The sequence below is a fragment of the Martinezella rhizogenes genome (genome assembly GCF_000799715.1).
GTDB classification, from domain to species: domain Bacteria; phylum Pseudomonadota; class Alphaproteobacteria; order Rhizobiales; family Rhizobiaceae; genus Rhizobium; species Rhizobium rhizogenes_C.
On the sequence record NZ_JUHG01000011.1, the window covers coordinates 637,050 to 651,737 of the forward strand.

Consider the following 14,688-nt stretch of genomic DNA (forward strand, 5'->3'; position numbering starts at 1 on the left):
CAATGGATTTTCTAGTTGTTGAAGATGACCCGTTCAAGTTCAGAGAAATAGAAGCTTTATTGGATAGTCTAGTTCCAACCGCTACAATCGCGAACGTGACGTCAGTCCAAGCAGCAGTGCTGGCGGTGGAAAAAATGCAGTTTGACTGCATCTTTCTCGACATTGCGCTCCCAAGTCATGATCTTCGACGCGGCGAAGGTGCTCCAACGTCGATGCCGTCTGGCGGCTTGGAGGTGCTTCTCGAATTAAGCTACCTCGGCAGGATCGACCGTGTGATTATTATTACTCAGTATCCCGAGGTGGAGATCGAAGGAAAACTTGTCCCGCTGGCAAAAGTATCCAAGGAAATAAAAACAATAATTGATGTCAATCTCTTGGGCGTGATTCAGTTCGACAAATACACAACCAATTGGAAGAAAGACATCGCTAATAAGATAGGGGGAATTGAGTGGCTACCGCTCTCATAGTTGAAGATTTACAATCTAAAAAAGATTCAATCGCATTAGAAATCGAAATATATTTCGGAAAAGAAAATGTAAATATTGAATGGGTTGACAATTTTTCCGCTGCTACCAAGCGAATATATGAGGCCGCCTACGACATTATTATCGTTGATCTCTTACTTCCCCGAAGACATGGTGAGAATGAGGCCGATGTTTCCGATGAGATAATTGATCATATCCAAGATAGCGAGAAGAATGCCGCCTCTACGGTCGTGGCAATATCGCAGTTCGAAGATGTGGTCGAAGAAAAGAGAAAGCGCTTCGTTGAGGCTGGCATCGTCTTGGTGCATTTCGATAAGCCAGACGGCAGTTGGAAAGCCAGTTTGAATGTCTGCCTTCAGCGGATAGAGCGGAAGCTACAGGTCGATTTCGTTATTATTTGTGCGCTCGAAAAAGAACGAAATGCATTTCAGTCGACGAACTGCCAGATAGGTGAGTTAACTGTAATTAACGGGCTGGATTGTCTTCGCCTTAGGGCTGGAAACATGGAGGGAGTTTGCATCAAATTGCCTCGAATGGGCCTTGTCGATGCCACTGCGATAAGTGCGAGGGCAATCGAGGTATTTTCGCCGAAAGTCATTGCAATGGCGGGAATATGTGGCGGCTTTTCAGATGAAGTTCAGGTCGGGACAATCATCGTCTCGGATGTTTGCTGGGAGCATCAGGCTGGTAAGTGGGCGAATGAGGTTTTCAAACTCGAACACTACCAAATTGGTATCGAAAACAAGGTGCGGGCCTTGCTGAGCCAAATGATTGAGCGTGAAGGAAATTTTTCACGTATCAAACAGAATTTGATCAATGACTGCGACGTGCTTAACCAAGGAGTCTTGCTGAAACCAACGGTAACCGGCTCCGTTGTAATTGCATCGACTGAAAAACTCGACAACATCAAGAGCCAACATCGGAAGGTGGCTGGGTTGGATATGGAGATGTACGGTCTCTACCGCGCGTCAGATTTGTCCACAGTTAAACCAATCTGCTTTGGAGCGAAAACCGTTGTTGATTTAGCCGACTCCGCCAAGGGCGATACTTTCCATATCTACGGATGTGTAATTTCGGCTCGATTCATCGTCGAGGCCCTGCTGGCTGTTCAGAAGGGCTTACTGATCTAGCGCGGAGACCCATCGGACGGCTGTGTGAAGAAGCTGATGGCAGATGGTATGCCGTGGGAAACCCCATGAGACTGATTTCAGCAGTCGAAGGCCATCCTTTTCGATGACGATCAGACCTGGTCCGCCCTCGATTGTTTCGCTTGGTACAGAGAGGGACGGAGACACATCGACATCGAAACGCGTTGCGATCTCCTCGGCCGTCCGAGCAACTGCAAATAGTCTGGACATGGTACCGGCCTCACTACATCAGTTTCCCTTCAATAGCACACGAACAAAAAGGGAACAAGATTTACACTCGGAAACATTCGGGTGATTGCGGAACGAGGTAGCTGTGAAAATCGCCGTCCTAGTGTAAAAAGATTGAGTAATGAGGAGTCCGGGAATAAGTATCGATCCGAAAACAGCGGTTGCAGTTGCCGAAGTCGCCGAAAAAATCGCTCCCCAGACGCTGCAGCAAGTCGATAAATTTGGCGCTGACGTAGCGAAAGCAGTCCGTTTGCTTTTGGCTCCCCTCCAATTCGTGGCAGCATGGCAGGACCGACTTGAGGGTCACATTGAACGTGCAATCCGGCAGGTGCCGGAAGCGCAGCGAATACCTCCCGTCGAATTCATTGCTCTGCCAATTGCCGAGAAGCTTCGATTTCACGAGGAAGGTGACCCTATCACCGATCTCTATGTTAACCTTCTCGCGCGGGCCATGGATGGGCAACGCGTGGGTGAAGCGCATCCAGCTTTTTTCACTGTGATCACGCAGTTGGCACCGGATGAGCTTCTCTTCCTTAACGACGTGGCGACCCACGAACAGTCTGTCATTATGGCGCGTTCGGGCGAGACGGAATATCCCATCCCTTCCGTGCGGGACGCTGTTCTCAGCGAGCTCCAGCTTTCATCATCCACCATCGCGAACGTGCAGGAAATGATGTTTCGCTACGAGAACCTGAACCAGCCGGAAATGTTTCCAGTTTACCTAGAACATTTGCAGCATTTGGGCTTGATTGAATATTCCAATACACTGAGCAAGATTGCGAGTGAGCTTATAGCCACCGGCTACCCTAGAGATGGTTTCAGGCTCTTCTGCATCCGCCTGACACATTTCGGCCGGTTGTTCCTTAAAGCGTGCACCACAAGCGGATTAAGCACCGAAAGGAGTTGATGTCCAATGTCTCTACAGGGCGTTCCCTTCACCAAGGTCTCGGAAGCCGATGTACGGCGACTGCTCGACTTTGGCGTCGGAGAATCCGTTTATCTGGACTATAAGCGGCAGCCTTACGAGAGGTCTGATCGCAAAGAATTCCTGAAAGACATCTCCGCGATGGCAAACACATTGGGCGGAGATTTGCTGATCGGGGTTGCTGAGAAAGACGGGTTTCCTTCGTCACTAAACCCATTTTTAGGTGACTGTGATGAAGAGATGCGGCGTCTTGAACAAATCGCCATTACTGGATTGGACCCTCGGATCCGCAACTTGCAGATTAAGCCGATCCCCCTGGCGGCCGGTGGCAACCTCATTATGGTCCGCGTCCCTCGAAGCTATCTGGCCCCCCATCGAGTCATCCTTGAGAACAGTGCCCGCTTCTACGCACGTGCAGGCACAACAACATACGAGCCAAACGTTGACCAGCTGCGTCTAATGTTCAATTCCACAACGGTTGTTGCTGAGAAAATTAAAGCCTTTCACGCGGATCGCTTGGTCAAAATCACAGCCGGTGAAACACCCATCGCGATGAATGGCGCGGGTAAACTGGTGATCCATGTCGTCCCCTTACCTGCGTTCACTCAGGGGTCAATGATGGACCTCATTGCGAAACTCAGCCATGGGGCCGAAATTCCAATTCCCCCAGATGAGATCGGAATGCCGACAAACCAATCCGTAAATCTGGATGGATATTTGAACCATGTGAGCCCCCAGTCGCACATAGGTTTTCGGATGGCATATGCTCAGTTCTTTCGAAACGGCGTGATCGAAGGCGCTGCTGATCTACGAACGGACGACGGCAAATCATCGCGTTTTGTCGGAATCCCGTTCGTCCAATTGGTCGTCAATCGCGTAAAGCAATATCTGAACATTGTCGATCACTACGACATGGGGCTACCGGCGTATGTCTTTTTGTCATTTTGCAACGCGACGAACACTGCCTATCGCTACGCAGCATCAGGAGGTGGTTTCCAGGAAACAGAACCATTAGGGCGGGAAATAGTCGCTCTGCCGGAAATTTACATCGACAGCTTTGATACTGATGTGGCTAAGGTCATGCGCCCCGCGTTTAACGTGCTTTGGAATGCCTTTGGCCACTATCACTGCGACGTATACGACGCGGACGGTAAAATTCCTGAATCCTGAACGGGCTCTCGCCGTCCAAAGAATGACTGGCCGAATCTCTGCAGCCATGAAAGGCGATCCGGGCATTTCCTCAAGTCAGGCGGGGCTAACGATCAATCGTGCTTTCCGTCGGCATCGCGAATATTACCCCACCATGGCAATAAGTCGTTCGTGTCCAGGGGATAGGCGCGTCCCTCTCCCTCGTCTGCCGTTGACCTTCGTACTTCACGTAACGGCCATCCTTTGAACTCCTCTTTGGCAGCATTCCCCAAAGTAGCGAGAAATTGATCTTCATCCGATATGAACATGATATCTGCCACTTCTTGCATCGCGCAAAATATTACCGGGCGCATATCAGATTCTGTTATTTCCTGATCGTGTTCGACACGGATCTTCGCAAGCGCTATTGCGGCCGCCTGAAGCTCTGCAGATGTCTGCATCCAGGCATCCATGGTAAGCAAGATTCCATGAGCACTGTTGGCGACGGGAATTGCGGAAAATACTCCACGCCGGACGTCAGAGAAAAATTTCCAGAGCTGTGTGATCCCCTTGACCACTTGGGAGTAGGCTTGGTCAGCCGCTTCCATCGGGTTCTCAGCGAATTGGGCTTCGTGGGTCAGTTTCGTCGCCTTGCACTCAATCACGCCCACAACTTCTTCGCCATCCCGTATGAGAATATCCGGAGTGTCGACGGCGGCCTTTTTCGGGCCGTAGCGCTGACTCGGCAGCACGTCAAAGCGTGGAAAGAAGCCTTTGATTACAAGTCGTGCATACTCCTCAAAACGATTGTTCGCTTCTGTAATAAGGTTCCCTGGGCCACCCGCAATGTCATAGTACAGCCCGGCTGTCATTCGAAGCATAATGAGCTGCGGGAGCGGCGCGATGTAAGCCCCGTGTTCTGGTGCAGTGATAATCGGGAAACGTCGCAGCGAGCTGGGCAAGTATGCAGTCTGGGCCGTCCGGTTCTTTCGGGCCTTAGCGACCAAAGCCTGCGCATCCGCACGAGTTTCCTCTAATGACCGTGCGAATAGCGGAAGCGCTCGTTCGAGATGCGCGACGTCCAATGCCAAGCCATCAATCTGGACTGCTTTTGTCCAAGCATACTTTTGTAGCTGAACAAAAAAAACAAAACCGATTTTTAGAAATTCTTGGATCGTCAATCCGTAAGTGGCCTCAAAATAATTTGCGCAAGCACCCTGGCCGTAAACATACGCAAATCGATAGAGTCGCTCGCCAGTAGCAAATCCTCTTTGCCAGCCAAATTGACGATGCCCAATGCGGTGCATTTCTAAAAGCACGTTGTCAGGGTTTAGAAACGTGCCGCTCTCATGTGTCTCTACATCTCGAAGTAAACTTACGGCATTTCTCAAAAGGCCATATTGGACGTAGCTTTGAGTACTGTACAGCTCTCGCTTGGACGAAGCTTTGGACGTCGTGAGCAACAAGGTGAGGAGCGTTTCAATCTCCCATTTAAATACGGAAAATGGGCTATCGAGATCTGTGGTCGCGGCATCCCTCGGGTAACGAAGATAGCTTCGCACGTCTATCCTAAAATCCGACTGCAACATGTTTACGGCCCATGCGAGCCGTAAAAACCCTTCATCATCACACCTGCTCAGCATGTCCCGGAGCTGAGTTATTTTCTTAATGAACCTTCTACGATGTAAATCACGCGAAGCCCGACACATTGCTCACTTCTCAGATATTTCGAATGCAGTCTGTTATGAGTAATCGGCGGTATACTGCCAAACAACTTGCATGGAACGCTGAATGGGGATGATGGCTTTTCTAATCCGCGAAAAACAAGCGAAAGCCAGCGGGCATATTATTGAGATCGGCACGTCGTTCGATGGCCTGCTGGGAGCAGCGTTTTAGTTAGATTTCAACTGTCGTTCCAGGGTCTCGATCTCGCTGGCGTTCGTTGGATCGGCCACAGATAGCCCTACAACTTGCTTGATACCCGTAGGTGTGGTGACGTCGTCGAGAGGTACCGTCCAGAATGACGGAATGGACGAGCAATTCTTTGGAGCAGATGCTGCCTTGAAAATGCTGGCCATATCCACGCCAAATAGACTTTTTACATCGGCGGCATCGACCTCTTTACCTATCACAACGCCCTTATTCTGTTCAGACTGCTTCTTGGCAGCAAGAACGTAAGCCGTCGGCACGTCTTCACATTTCACCACCTGCTTGTGAGGACTGCCCGCAGCGTCTATCGCGCTTACTATAAACTCTCCATTATCTTGAAGCATCCAGGAAGATATGCTGTCGAGCAGTGGGGTTCTGGGCGTGCCTGGCAGAGACTTGCAGTCTTCAGTTGTTTCGACCACGTCGTCTGCTCCCAAATCTTGGGCAGAGTCTGGCTTTCCGCAGGGATGAAACTTGATCCTCGTCTCGCCGCTAGTACTGTAGAAGTAACCAAGCGGCGACGGCGGTGCCTTCATAACCGCGTATTTTATTGTCCCAACATACGCGACGATGGAGATGTCAGCGATTTTGGCTTTCGTCGGATTAGATTGCTGAGCCGTCGCCTGGTGAGGGAGCAAAGCAATAACCAAGCATGCAAACACTATTTCAGCTGTTCTCATGTCGAATATCCCTAATCGGAAGCAATCGCCCGTCTTCATGACGCTGTCCAATAACAAGACCTTCGGTTCCGCCGTCGCCAACAACGCATAGAGCGTAAGTCACTGTCGCCGTGGATATTATGTGACGAAAGTCATTTCTTGCGACGCAGTTCTCATACGTCATGCGTTGTCTGACGCCGAGGCTTAACTCCCAAGACTCTGGCAGTTGATTAAAGAAGACTCGGGCCGTGTCGCCTTTCCAGAGCAGTTCTGCCGCCCGATCCGCGCTCCACTGCGCACAGTGATAGATGAGCAAGAATATAAGGAAGCAAGACACTAGGGCGGCAATGGTTAAATTTAGCGTGGGCTCAAATACTTTAATCAGCCACTCGCGCTGCTTCTTCGCGCATTTTATTTGTATAGCGAAATACGCCACCAGCAAAACAACTACTACCAAGACAAAAGGCAGGCTGTAAAAGACCTTGTAGGAATAGGTCAAAACGAGCTGAACAGAAAGATCAACCTCATGAATATTGATAGAGTAGCTCGAAAGATATGCCGATAAATATATGATCCCACCGAAATATCCAATGGACAGCGGGATGATGATTAGCACAACCTCTGAAAGCTTCTCCGCCAATTTATCCATGCCGCCCCTCGCAACAAGACGACGATACTACGATGTGGGATCATAAAACAGAGGGGGATCGGTTGATCTCGACGTCAGCCGCCTGTCTTTCCGCACTAAAAGGCAGCGTCGCCAGCTCTGTCGCAATCAACAACGCCACAAGGTCTGACCGGCTGCGTGCGCCAATTCGTGCTTTCAGCTTTTCAAAGCGGGTTCTACAGTTCGGTGAGGCAAGCCTACGCTTCGGCGATAAGCACCCTACTGTGACATGGCACTTTGGAAATCACTGTCTTTCTCCTCGGAATGCCTGCCGCCGATTTTCCGCTTGCGCATCTCCTGGATTTAAATGACCATTCTTTTAACGCAACGTTTTCATCACCAATGTTCATATCGAAAGCATCCGGGAATCCAGAGGCCGTTCGTCTCTGTACCCTTTACAACGGCGACTGCGCCGAAATCCTTCCCACTCTGCCCGACGCCTCCGTCAACCTCATTGTTACGTCGCCCCCGTATAACATCGGAAAGGCTTACGAACGGCGGGCTCGCCTCGACGATTACGTAGCGTTCCAGCGCTCGGTTATTACCGAATGCCACCGTGTTCTCAGAGCAAACGGCTCCATCTGCTGGCAGGTCGGCAACTACGTCGATGATGGAGAAATCGTGCCGATAGACAGTCTGGTCATACCGATCTTCCGGGAACTCGGCATGAAAATTCGAAGCCGCATCATCTGGACTTTTGGCCACGGAATGCATTGCACTCGTAGGCTTTCCGGCCGACACGAGACTGTCGTCTGGGCAACGATGTCCGACGACTATCTGTTCGATCTCGATGCCATCCGGATACCGCAAAAATATCCGCAGAAGCGCCACTACAAGGGACCCAAAAAGGGCGAACTCAGCGGGAACCCACTTGGAAAGAACCCCGGTGACGTCTGGGAGATTTCCAACGTCAAGAACCGCCATCCGGAAAAGACGGCTCACCCCTGTCAGTTTCCGGAAGAGTTGGTCCAGCGGCTAGTGCTATCGCTTACTACGCCGGGCGAAATCGTTCTTGATCCTTTTGCGGGCTCAGGAACCGTCGGCAAGGTTTGCAGTCGGCTTGACCGAGCTTCGATATTGATCGAACGCGACGAAGCCTACTGCGACTTGATCCGAGAGCGGCTTGGGGATGGCAATGACGATGCCAGCAAAAGAATGAGAACGGCTGCTCCGGCACATGCTCCAGACTTAACCGCGCTCACTGCGTAGGCGGTGGCGGAAGCCTTGATGCCATTACGACCAAATTGCGGATTGTCGTCAGTTCATCGCGGATTTGGCTCATTCCGTTATCCAATCCTGCAGGCTAAACGCGACCTTCAGCCTGTTTCAGGCGACGGAGGAAGAGTTTGTTGTCATATTCCCGGACGGGCAAGACATGGAATTGGTCGAAGACTTGATCCAACGACTTGGCGACGAGGCTGCAGGTTCCGTTCTGGAATCGATTTGGAACCGCCCAATCCTAAAGCGTGATGCGCTCGGCATTCATGGGACGCTATTCTACGACAATGAACATCGACGGGACCATATCCCGCCGTCGAAGCGCGAAATCGATTGGGATGATGGCTCGATCAATAAAGCCCAGCGAGACCTATTCGAGACATCGGTAATCTGTCCACGCTGCCTGGCCCAGGCGGGCATCCCGGCTGCAGCGGCCGGGAACACCTGAAGATTTCCTACCATGGCTGCAACCGGATACGCTTCGCTGGTGGGAAAGAGTTCGGGGTTTTTCGGCTTCGGGAAAGCCACTATTGCCGCACGCTGCCGTTGTCCCATCCACTGACCACTAGGTCGTGTAATCGTAAACGAAAACGTCCACGGGTTGAGCGTGCCTCGAAGAACCGCGCATCACCACACCAACGCGACTGGTCCACCATTCGAGACGGCTGTTCGACAGGCTTCAAACAGGTCCTCTGCGCATTCGTTGAACATCGGTCGAGGGTCGTTCGGCTTGCTTTCTATCCAAACTCCCAGGGGGTCAATAAGTTTGACCGCATCGGCGGGCGCAATGAGGATATGATCGCTCGCTATCGCAAGCGCCTCGTCGATTCCTCGAACAACATTCTCGACTTCAGGTCCGGCTCCTTCCGAAATCTCAGCCAACACCGCCTCAAACGGCGTCCCGGATTTGTCGCGTCCGACGAACGGTGGACAATGAATATTGATACCGCCCATAACGGCTCTCCCCTTGCTCGGCGAAATGCTTGGCAGCCATGATATCCGCGATTTAGGGGCGAATGCCAGCGGACAGCATCCACATTATGCCGAAATCTGATTCAGCTTTAGCGTGAGCCGCTATAATCGGACTGGCTTGGGCTAAGACATATTTTCGGCAATGGCCAACAGCGCATCGCGCAAGCCAGCAAACGTCAGAGCCTTCACGTGTTCTCGATTATATACGAGCGCACTGCCATCAATTTCGAATGCTCTGTACGTATCGACGCCTTGCCGAAGCTCCAAACCGCTCAGCTTCGCACCAACTGCCGGGTGAGAGAAACAGACACCGACAATTCCGGCGCGTATTACATTCCGAACTGGATCATCCATGCTGATTCATCTCTTTCTTAGCTCGTATGGCGTGACAGACACTTTAGATCCGGGGTGTGATCGCATCGATGACGAATCGGTGCCACGCCTATTGGTGACGGTAACTGCTGCCGGTATGTAGATCGCGACCGGCTCTTCTGAAGTGGCTCTCGCCTTGGTATGACAGCGGTGCCTCGAACCAAGAGAAACCGAATGCCCCACAACCTTCTCGTCGCCGGTCCCGAAGACGCCAAGATCACGATCCTTCTCGCTCATGGAGCGGGCGGTGCAATGGACGCGCCGTGGATGGAAAACATGTCCCAAGCACTTTCCGAGAAAGGGCTACGGATCGTCCGGTTCGAGTTCGGTTACATGTCCGAGCGGCGGTCTACCGGAAAGCGGTCGCCGCCGCCACGCACGGAACTCTTGAAGCAGGAATACGAAACCGTGATCGATAAACTCGGTCCGCAAGGGACACTCGTGATCGCAGGAAAATCCATGGGCGGACGCGTGGCCAGCATGATCGCGGACGACCTCCACGATATTGGGAAGATCTCGGGACTGCTTTGCCTCGGCTACCCATTTCATCCAATTGGAAAGCCAGAGAACTTGCGGACTGATCATCTTGAGGAAATGAAGACACCTACCCTCATCTGCCAGGGAACGCGCGACCTGCTCGGATCGCAGGAGGAAGTTTCTGGCTATAAGCTTTCCAAAATGATCGAAATTCTCTGGCTGGAAGATGGGGATCACGACTTCCGGCCGAGAAAGGCTGTCTCGGGCCTGACGGTTGGCGAGCATGTCACGACGGTCGCCAATCACGTAGCTAAATGGGCCCATGGGCTACCTTAAGCCCCGGACACCTGTTGGGACCGCCGGATGTTAGCCTTGACGGGTGACCGAGTAGCCGCACTTTACATCTGGTTTGCAGAAGTCCCCACCCGGTGAGGCCACGTATGCCGAAACGTGCGAAACCAGAAGCAAGCAAAATTATATGGCCTGAGGTCGAGGTCGATCACTGGAGCGGCGAGTTTGCCGAGAGGCCCTCCGGCTCTATAGGTCAGCACATTCAGCCAGGTCCACCACCGACGCCTGTAGAATTTACCTATCTTATCGTCGGTGCAGTAATCTCATCGCCACGCACAAAGATGCGGTGGCCCGCCGTCGTATCATTCTGGGTACGCACGCCTTTCACTCCACACAGAGTTGAGGCTGGCTTTATGTTTAAGTCGGAGAATAAGCCCACCTTCAATCTCGGTCTGGAGGTGACGCGGCAGCAGTTCACTGAAATGGTATGGTTCTTTAGAGAGAAACTGCTGAGCAACTTCCATTTCACTGTAGGTCAAGGACGCGACAACCATTGGCCAATTACCAGCTGGGGTGCCAGCTTTGAGCTGTAGACCGTTCGCATACGAACGGATCTAGTTTCCGGGCTGAAGGTGTTAACCGAGAATTTTCCGCACGGCACGTGGCTCGGAGTTCTCGAACAGAAGCGCTTCTATCCGAAGAAGAGAACGTCGATATATCCCCCCGAAAGCGTTCCGCTTCCTTTTTCGGTGAGCGACAGGGCGTTTCGAAGATTACATCATTGCGGGACGGCAGCTTCGCGCAATTTTCAGACTAGCGAGCTACAATCTCTGCACAAAGCTGTGCGGGCGAAGAGGCATCGGGACGCACTTTCTATCGCATTGTCCCTCAAGACCAATGACCGTAACTCGCTACAGCCCGAGCCATTTCGCCAGGTGTTTCCAAATCCTGCCAAAGAAACCAAGTTCCTGCGCATGGCGTTCGGCATGAGCGGCGGCAGAAACCCGCTGATCACTGGCTCGATTAGCCCGTATTTGAGCATCGGAAAACGCACCCTCCCACCTGATCTCATTTCGCGAGATGACGTAGTGCGATTGACACGCCGAACTCCAATTTCCAATTGAGGGATGAAGCGATACGAACCCGCCGTCGTTTCTCAACTCCCACTTTCCTGGTTTTAAAGGAGTGACAACTTTCGTACCGCAGCCGCAGCAGCAGTTGTGTGCCGCAGTTCCAAACTCCTCCGATATATATATGACACCGTCATCCATCTCCTTCGGTATTCTTTTCACAAACTCCGGGCGTATCTGTATGCGTTTTGTCATAGATGTCATCTTTGCTCAGGAGGCTATTTCCAATGGTATACGAGACGAACCGTTCACGACCCAAATCGAAATAGAAGCCTCTCACTTTTTTCCAAGCGATCACCGCAAGGCACGCATTCAAAGCATTGAGATCGGCGACCTGAATGTTTCGGTCATATTCATTTTGGGCGTCGTCAGACGCAAAGGAAATTCTTGATCGAGCCTCGTTTCGATTATCAGGAAGACTGAGGACCGAACGCAAAATACCGCCAACGCTGTAGCGCTTGGAATAAAGGCCCATGCCGACATCGATGAACGGCGTCCCGAGGGCCTCAAGCTTTTCAATGATGGCCCGCTTCTCTGGTCCGCTTTCCATGCACAGGAAAACAAAAGACATGCCTTGGAGCTTGTCGACATTCTCGCTCGTCAGCTTTTCAGGATGAGGTACGATGCCGCGATGCATCTTGGAGTAAATCGCGGCAAGGTACTCGACCTTCTTCGGTCTGCTGCGGAGTTCGTCTAACGAAGCCGCCCCTGGCGCTCTGAACGCGTTATGGGTAAGGAAGTCATCTGCATCAAACAGATGAATATTCTTCGCGACGGTTTTGGCGACGAGGTCCAATACGTAGGAACCGGTTCCGCCCAACCCCACAATGGCAACCGCTTCTTCAGCCAGCTTCGCCGTCGCCTCATTGATTTCAGCCCGAGAGGATGCCGTGTCGAGGTAGTTGTGGGGCGATGTGTCAGGATCACCCTCGACAATGCGATGGGTTTTAGCGGTGACAAAGGGATCGATTAGAGCGACCTCTTTCGCCAACAAGGCGATGTAGGTCGTCATCTTCTCGTAGTAGTCATTGTAATAACCGCAAGGCGGCTTCCTGGAGAAGGAGTGGTCCGCCCGAAGGCCGCTGCCAAGCGGGAATGCCTGCGTCTGGTGTTGAAGGATCAACAGCGGATTGCCCTGAGAATCGCAAGGATACTCACCGGAGAATTTCGCGGTGTGATCCTGAGGGCGTACAGTTACGTCACCCGCGAGATCGAGGTTCGTGGCGAACGCCCCGAAGCCAATAGTGCGGTCGTTTTTGACGTACGGGACGTCCTTCACGACGAGAAAATTGGCGTCCGTGATTTGGATGTTGAATCCCTCATCACGGAGCCGTTGGAGATCGGCATTACGAGCGATTAGTGTGTGCGACATCGAAGATCGTCCCATGCTTCTTCACGGTCACGGTGCCGCCAGGTGCAAGATCGCCGTGGTGCGGCTTGCTCTTCGCATGCTCAAAGCTCACCGTAAACGCAGGGTCCAGGCCGGTAGGCGGCTCGGGATATGCAAGCTTCACAAGCTCGTCGAATGTCAGCTCGTCGTGGTCGACAACGAAAGGATCGGTGTTGACGATTATCACGAAATGCTTCTGAGGAGCTTCGGCGCTGTGGAAGTGCTCATCTTCCTTAAGATGAACAGTCGGCCGGTCGATCCGAATAAGCTTGTCTTCTTGGTCGCCCGTGACTTCGCGGTAAAGCACGTAGCCGCCACGAACATGACCAAGCTCATATAGATCGACGCCACTGGTCGGATTTATAGAATGATAAGGCTTCTGATCGATATGGATGCGGACCTTACCCTTGCTTTCTTCGCTCATTTTTCTTCCCTGTAAGCACAAGCCTTGGTTCGCAAGGCGTTTCCTTACCCCTGAACGGCAAGGGCACCGTCGCAATTGCGACTCTGAACAAAAATTGCTAGAGTGCAATTACTTGCTATATTGCGAGATAGGAATCAAATTGCAAGAGTGCAATCAGCTATGACCCCAAAAAAATTCGATGGTGAAGGATTCTTTGCCGCGTTGGATGCCGAGAGGCTAACTCGGACCGCGACGTGGAAGAAGGTGGCAGAAGAAGCAGGCGTACCCGCCTCGACGCTGACACGAATGTCCCAAGGTAAGCGCCCCGATATCGATACACTGGCAGCGCTTTGCCAATGGTCGGGTCTCGAACCCGGTCGGTTTACTGGGCAGATAGACACAAAGCCTGGTGGAGCCTCGACTCTTTCCGAGATCACAACCTTGCTTCGAGGCGACAAGCACCTCTCGAAAGAAGGTGTGCAAGCCTTGGAGGCAATATTGAAGACTGCATATGCGCAACTCAAAAGAGACTAGTTAGTGGGTTGGAGTTAGATGGCCAAAGCGCAGTTTCGTCGCGGTTTCAAGGCAGACGCTAGCTGGTATTCCAAGTCGGTTCGCGCTGAACTCGGCCTGAAACCCTATGAGCCGATTTGCCCATGGACGCTTGCCGAGCACCTTGAACTACCAGTGCTCAAGGTATCGGACTACGTGAAGGTCGAGCCTGATGCGGTCGCGTATCTTCACTCGGTGGCAGGCCAAGACGAGTTTTCAGCCATCACCGCCAATCTTGGCGGCATACGCGTAATCATCCACAACGACGCGCATGATCGCAAGAGGCAAGCTGCCGACATTGCTCACGAAATCGCTCATGGCCTGCTGCTCCATGAACTTGCGCCGCTGACCGGAGCGGAAGGCAAAAGGAATTATCACAGCGAGGTAGAGGCCGAAGCCAGTTGGCTCGGCCCTGCCCTTCTGGTGCCTGACGAGGCAGCGGTCTTCATAGCCAGCCGCCTTGCCGATGGGCGTGTCACAATGCAACAGGCAACAGACGAGTACGGCGTCAGCGAGAGTTTGCTTCGAATGCGGCTCAACGTTTCGGGTGCATTTATTCGGGTGGCAAGACGCAGGGCAGCTTGATCCGGCGTCGTGTTTCGGAGGCTCTATCGCAAGAGAAATAGTGTGTTTCGTCCTGCCCCTCACGGGCCGCTATAACGACATTGTATGGGTTTTGTGCTGGCTCGGGCAACCTGCAGCATTACGTTTTCA

18 protein-coding genes are annotated in these 14,688 nt (G+C 52.3%); 10 read left to right on the forward strand and 8 right to left on the reverse strand.

What is annotated here, in order from left to right; all coding sequences use genetic code 11:
- Positions 1-2: 2 nt before the first annotated feature.
- The 4 genes from EX00_RS07010 to EX00_RS07025 all read left to right on the forward strand — a co-directional run bounded on the left by EX00_RS07010 (position 3) and on the right by EX00_RS07025 (position 3,956).
- Positions 3-467 carry a response regulator gene (locus EX00_RS07010; RefSeq protein ID WP_052210684.1) on the forward strand — a complete coding sequence of 155 codons (465 nt, stop codon included), beginning with the start codon at positions 3-5 and terminating at the stop codon, positions 465-467.
- Entirely contained in the window at positions 449-1,615 is a 1,167-nt protein-coding gene (locus EX00_RS07015) for a phosphorylase family protein (RefSeq protein ID WP_047455455.1), read from the forward strand. The genes EX00_RS07010 and EX00_RS07015 overlap by 19 nt, the downstream gene beginning before the upstream one ends.
- A gap of 367 nt (positions 1,616-1,982) precedes the next feature.
- Positions 1,983-2,768 carry a DUF4393 domain-containing protein gene (locus EX00_RS07020; RefSeq protein WP_047455457.1) on the forward strand — a complete coding sequence of 262 codons (786 nt, stop codon included), beginning with the start codon at positions 1,983-1,985 and terminating at the stop codon, positions 2,766-2,768.
- A gap of 6 nt (positions 2,769-2,774) precedes the next feature.
- Entirely contained in the window at positions 2,775-3,956 is a 1,182-nt protein-coding gene (locus EX00_RS07025) for an AlbA family DNA-binding domain-containing protein (RefSeq protein ID WP_047455459.1), read from the forward strand.
- Positions 3,957-4,048: 92 nt separating this feature from the next.
- Here EX00_RS07025 and EX00_RS07030 read toward each other — a convergent pair whose 3' ends face one another.
- From EX00_RS07030 to EX00_RS07040, 3 genes are all read right to left on the reverse strand, one after another.
- The gene (locus tag EX00_RS07030; RefSeq protein ID WP_150192117.1) at positions 4,049-5,476 is read right to left on the reverse strand and encodes a hypothetical protein; all 1,428 of its coding nucleotides are present in this window, start codon (positions 5,474-5,476) and stop codon (positions 4,049-4,051) included.
- A 330-nt stretch (positions 5,477-5,806) separates the two neighbouring features.
- Positions 5,807-6,523, reverse strand: a complete 717-nt coding sequence (locus tag EX00_RS07035) for a hypothetical protein (RefSeq protein WP_047455463.1) — start codon at positions 6,521-6,523, stop codon at positions 5,807-5,809.
- A complete protein-coding gene (locus tag EX00_RS07040; protein WP_047455465.1) occupies positions 6,510-7,151 on the reverse strand; it encodes a hypothetical protein in 642 nt (213 codons plus the stop codon). The genes EX00_RS07035 and EX00_RS07040 overlap by 14 nt, the downstream gene beginning before the upstream one ends.
- A gap of 255 nt (positions 7,152-7,406) precedes the next feature.
- Between EX00_RS07040 and EX00_RS07045 the strand changes: the two genes are divergently transcribed.
- Both EX00_RS07045 and EX00_RS07050 read left to right on the forward strand, forming a co-directional pair.
- The gene (locus tag EX00_RS07045; RefSeq protein WP_080761213.1) at positions 7,407-8,378 is read left to right on the forward strand and encodes a DNA-methyltransferase; all 972 of its coding nucleotides are present in this window, start codon (positions 7,407-7,409) and stop codon (positions 8,376-8,378) included.
- A 166-nt stretch (positions 8,379-8,544) separates the two neighbouring features.
- Positions 8,545-8,835 (forward strand): hypothetical protein, encoded by a 291-nt coding sequence (locus EX00_RS07050; protein WP_190362258.1) that lies wholly within the window; start codon positions 8,545-8,547, stop codon positions 8,833-8,835.
- Positions 8,836-9,014: 179 nt separating this feature from the next.
- Here the strand turns inward: EX00_RS07050 and EX00_RS07055 are convergent, their stop codons facing one another.
- Together EX00_RS07055 and EX00_RS07060 are read right to left on the reverse strand one after the other, a co-directional pair.
- Entirely contained in the window at positions 9,015-9,341 is a 327-nt protein-coding gene (locus EX00_RS07055) for a hypothetical protein (RefSeq protein ID WP_047455467.1), read from the reverse strand.
- A 141-nt stretch (positions 9,342-9,482) separates the two neighbouring features.
- Positions 9,483-9,713 carry a hypothetical protein gene (locus EX00_RS07060; RefSeq protein WP_047455469.1) on the reverse strand — a complete coding sequence of 77 codons (231 nt, stop codon included), beginning with the start codon at positions 9,711-9,713 and terminating at the stop codon, positions 9,483-9,485.
- Positions 9,714-9,905: 192 nt separating this feature from the next.
- On the opposite strand from EX00_RS07060, the gene EX00_RS07065 reads away from it, so the two are divergent.
- Positions 9,906-10,544, forward strand: coding sequence for an alpha/beta family hydrolase (locus EX00_RS07065; RefSeq protein WP_047455471.1), 639 nt, complete (start codon positions 9,906-9,908; stop codon positions 10,542-10,544).
- Positions 10,545-10,648: 104 nt separating this feature from the next.
- Complete coding sequence (locus EX00_RS07070; RefSeq protein WP_047455473.1) at positions 10,649-11,092, forward strand: hypothetical protein; 444 nt, start codon at positions 10,649-10,651, stop codon at positions 11,090-11,092.
- 318 nt (positions 11,093-11,410) lie between these two features.
- Here the strand turns inward: EX00_RS07070 and EX00_RS31940 are convergent, their stop codons facing one another.
- From EX00_RS31940 to EX00_RS30750, 3 genes are read right to left on the reverse strand one after another with little or no spacing between them, the layout of a single operon-like run.
- Positions 11,411-11,833 carry a ubiquitination-like system serine protease family protein gene (locus tag EX00_RS31940; protein ID WP_309546359.1) on the reverse strand — a complete coding sequence of 141 codons (423 nt, stop codon included), beginning with the start codon at positions 11,831-11,833 and terminating at the stop codon, positions 11,411-11,413.
- On the reverse strand, positions 11,763-13,001 hold the full coding sequence (locus tag EX00_RS07075) for a ThiF family adenylyltransferase (RefSeq protein ID WP_047455474.1): 1,239 nt from the start codon (positions 12,999-13,001) through the stop codon (positions 11,763-11,765). Before EX00_RS07075 ends, EX00_RS31940 begins: the two co-directional genes overlap by 71 nt.
- Entirely contained in the window at positions 12,976-13,443 is a 468-nt protein-coding gene (locus EX00_RS30750; RefSeq protein WP_052210685.1) for a multiubiquitin domain-containing protein, read from the reverse strand. Before EX00_RS30750 ends, EX00_RS07075 begins: the two co-directional genes overlap by 26 nt.
- A gap of 159 nt (positions 13,444-13,602) precedes the next feature.
- Between EX00_RS30750 and EX00_RS07085 the strand changes: the two genes are divergently transcribed.
- Both EX00_RS07085 and EX00_RS07090 read left to right on the forward strand, forming a co-directional pair.
- Complete coding sequence (locus EX00_RS07085; protein ID WP_047455476.1) at positions 13,603-13,956, forward strand: helix-turn-helix domain-containing protein; 354 nt, start codon at positions 13,603-13,605, stop codon at positions 13,954-13,956.
- Between the two features lie 18 nt (positions 13,957-13,974).
- Entirely contained in the window at positions 13,975-14,559 is a 585-nt protein-coding gene (locus EX00_RS07090; RefSeq protein ID WP_047455478.1) for an ImmA/IrrE family metallo-endopeptidase, read from the forward strand.
- Positions 14,560-14,688: the final 129 nt, after the last annotated feature.

Bases quoted from the DNA above. Each gene is read 5' to 3' on its own strand.
- EX00_RS07010 (WP_052210684.1), top strand. From the start codon at position 3: ATGGATTTTCTAGTTGTTGAAGATGACCCGTTCAAGTTCAGAGAAATA.
- EX00_RS07020 (WP_047455457.1), top strand. From the start codon at position 1,983: ATGAGGAGTCCGGGAATAAGTATCGATCCGAAAACAGCGGTTGCAGTT.
- EX00_RS07025 (WP_047455459.1), top strand. From the start codon at position 2,775: ATGTCTCTACAGGGCGTTCCCTTCACCAAGGTCTCGGAAGCCGATGTA.
- EX00_RS07035 (WP_047455463.1), bottom strand. From the start codon at position 6,523: ATGAGAACAGCTGAAATAGTGTTTGCATGCTTGGTTATTGCTTTGCTC.
- EX00_RS07040 (WP_047455465.1), bottom strand. From the start codon at position 7,151: ATGGATAAATTGGCGGAGAAGCTTTCAGAGGTTGTGCTAATCATCATC.
- EX00_RS07050 (WP_190362258.1), top strand. From the start codon at position 8,545: ATGGAATTGGTCGAAGACTTGATCCAACGACTTGGCGACGAGGCTGCA.
- EX00_RS07055 (WP_047455467.1), bottom strand. From the start codon at position 9,341: ATGGGCGGTATCAATATTCATTGTCCACCGTTCGTCGGACGCGACAAA.
- EX00_RS07060 (WP_047455469.1), bottom strand. From the start codon at position 9,713: ATGGATGATCCAGTTCGGAATGTAATACGCGCCGGAATTGTCGGTGTC.
- EX00_RS07065 (WP_047455471.1), top strand. From the start codon at position 9,906: ATGCCCCACAACCTTCTCGTCGCCGGTCCCGAAGACGCCAAGATCACG.
- EX00_RS07070 (WP_047455473.1), top strand. From the start codon at position 10,649: ATGCCGAAACGTGCGAAACCAGAAGCAAGCAAAATTATATGGCCTGAG.
- EX00_RS31940 (WP_309546359.1), bottom strand. From the start codon at position 11,833: ATGACATCTATGACAAAACGCATACAGATACGCCCGGAGTTTGTGAAA.
- EX00_RS07075 (WP_047455474.1), bottom strand. From the start codon at position 13,001: ATGTCGCACACACTAATCGCTCGTAATGCCGATCTCCAACGGCTCCGT.
- EX00_RS30750 (WP_052210685.1), bottom strand. From the start codon at position 13,443: ATGAGCGAAGAAAGCAAGGGTAAGGTCCGCATCCATATCGATCAGAAG.
- EX00_RS07085 (WP_047455476.1), top strand. From the start codon at position 13,603: ATGACCCCAAAAAAATTCGATGGTGAAGGATTCTTTGCCGCGTTGGAT.
- EX00_RS07090 (WP_047455478.1), top strand. From the start codon at position 13,975: ATGGCCAAAGCGCAGTTTCGTCGCGGTTTCAAGGCAGACGCTAGCTGG.